The sequence below is a fragment of the Streptomyces phytophilus genome (assembly GCF_013870535.1).
GTDB lineage: Bacteria > Actinomycetota > Actinomycetes > Streptomycetales > Streptomycetaceae > Streptomyces > Streptomyces phytophilus.
The window spans coordinates 1-2192 of sequence record NZ_JACBXC010001031.1; the positions used below are offsets into that span (position 1 = coordinate 1).

General features: G+C 71.6%; 2 protein-coding genes. Both read right to left on the reverse strand.

Annotation, left to right across the window (positions count from 1 at the left end; genetic code table 11):
* Positions 1 to 18: 18 nt before the first annotated feature.
* Positions 19 to 1020 (reverse strand): iron-siderophore ABC transporter substrate-binding protein, encoded by a 1002-nt coding sequence (locus tag H5J30_RS28645; protein ID WP_181790187.1) that lies wholly within the window; start codon positions 1018 to 1020, stop codon positions 19 to 21.
* Positions 1017 to 1877 (reverse strand): ABC transporter ATP-binding protein, encoded by an 861-nt coding sequence (locus H5J30_RS28650; RefSeq protein ID WP_181790188.1) that lies wholly within the window; start codon positions 1875 to 1877, stop codon positions 1017 to 1019. Before H5J30_RS28650 ends, H5J30_RS28645 begins: the two co-directional genes overlap by 4 nt.
* Positions 1878 to 2192: the final 315 nt, after the last annotated feature.

The window sequence follows — 2192 nt, forward strand, 5'->3', positions numbered from 1 at the left end:
GGCGGTGACGGCCATCGGCTACTTCGTCAGTTCGGCGACGAGGGAGTCGACGTACTGGTTCATCGAGCCGATGGCACCGAACATCCAGGTGCCGTCCTCGATCCGGTGGACAGCGCCGGCCTTCACGAACTCCAGCGACTTCCAGACGGAGTTGTCCTTCAGCTCGCCGGTGAAGGGGGTGCTGGCCTCGTCCTTGTCGTTGGCGACGTAGACGAACTGCGTGTCCCCGGGGAGCTTCGTCAGGCCCTCGACGTCGGTGGAGCCGAGGCCGTAGTCCTTGTCGCCCTTGACGTCCCAGGAGTTCTCCAGGCCCAGCCGCTCGTTGACGGCGCCGAGCTGGGAGCCGGCGGTGAAGGCGCGGATGGAGACCTGGTTGGAGACGACGTAGCCGTCGGCGGTGGCGATCTTCTTGCCGCCCAGACCGGCGTCGTCGATGGCCTTCTTGCCCTCGGCGAGCTTGGCGTCGAAGTCCTTCTTCAGCTTCTCGGCCCGGTCGGTGGTGCCCGTGGCCTCGGCGATGAGGTCGAGGTTCTCGGTCATCCGGCCGATGGGGTCGGCGGCGTCGGCGGAGCGCAGGGTGAGCACCGTGGTCTTGCTGCTCAACTGCTTGATCGCGGACGCGGGCAGGTCGGTGGTGGCGATCACCAGGTCGGGGTCGAGGGCGGCGATGGTGTCGATGCTGGGCTCGCCGCGGGTGCCGATCTCCTTGGACCCGCCCGTGAGCGGGACGGCGGTGTCCCAGGTGTTGTAGCCCTCGATGTCGGCTACGCCGACGGGGTCGACGCCGAGCGATATGAGGCTTTCGACCACGTTCCACTCGGTGCCGACGACCTTCGTGGCGGGCCCGTCTTCGAGCGTCACTTTCTTGCCGGTGGAGTCGGTCAGGGTGATCGGCTGCGCGGCGCCCTTGCCGGCGCCGCCCTTGTCGTCGTCGTCCGCGGCGTCTTCGGTGGTGCCGCAGGCGGCCAGGGTGAGCGTCGCGGCGGTGGCGACCGCCGCGGTCAGCAGGAGGCGTGTCATGAGGAAGTGCTGAGCCTTTCGCTTCGCTTGTGGTGCCGGCCGATGGCGCGGGTGCGCAGCCGGCCGGTCAGGGGGTCGTCGTCGACGTCGATGCGGATCCCGTACGCCTTGCTGAGCAGTTCGGGCAGCAGGACGTCCTCGGGGCGGCCGTCGGCGACGATGCGGCCGTCGTCGAGCAGCACCATGCGGTCGGCCACGGCCGCCGCCTGGTCGAGGTCGTGCAGGACGGCGCCCACCGCGATGCGGTGGTCGTCGGCCAGGTCGCGTACCAGGTCGAGGAGTTCGACCTGGTAGCGCAGATCGAGGTGGTTGGTCGGCTCGTCGAGCAGCAGCACGCCGGTGTCCTGCGCGAGGCAGCCCGCCAGCCAGACGCGCTGCAACTGCCCGCCGGACAGGTGCTCGGCGCCGCGCTCGGCGAGTTCGGTGACGCCGGTCATCGCCAGCGCCCGGTCGACGGCCGTGCGCCCGCCGGGGTCGGAGGCGCCCCACCGGCCGCGGTACGGGTAGCGCCCGAACTCCACGACGTCGCGGACGGTCAGCCCGCTGGGCGTGGGCCGCCCCTGGGTGAGCAGCGCGACGTGCCGGGCGAAGTGCCGGGTGGAGAGCGCGAATCCGTCGGTGTCCTCGTCGATGACGAGCTGCGCCCTGCGGGCCCGCTGCAGCCGTGCGAGCGTGCGCAGCAGCGTCGACTTCCCGCTGCCGTTGGGCCCGACGAGGACGGTCACCTCGCCTGGTCGCAGCCGCAACGAGGCGTCGTGGACGACGTCGACGCCGTCGTACGCCACGGTGACGTCGGCGGCGGACAGGGCGTGCCCGCGGACTCCCGCGGCGATGGGCGTGCTCTCTCCGGCTCTCACGGGAGCTTAGGTTAACCTAACCTCACCAGGTCTCGGGAGGCGGTGTCCGATAGATTCGTGAGTGCCCCCGCCCCGCCGGCGGACCGGCCGTCCGCCGCACTGCCCGTCCGCCTCCCGACTGCCGGGGACGCGACCCTGCCGCGGGGGGCGCGGCCGACCGAGTCGAACATCACTGGCGCGCGACGGGGGCGGCGGGGCGAGAATACGGGTGGGCGGCGTGCGGATGCCGGACCCACACGCGAGTGCCCGGGCACCCGCGGCGCCCGACGACGAGCACATCCTGGAGGCTCCGTGACCGCCGCACCACCGCGTACG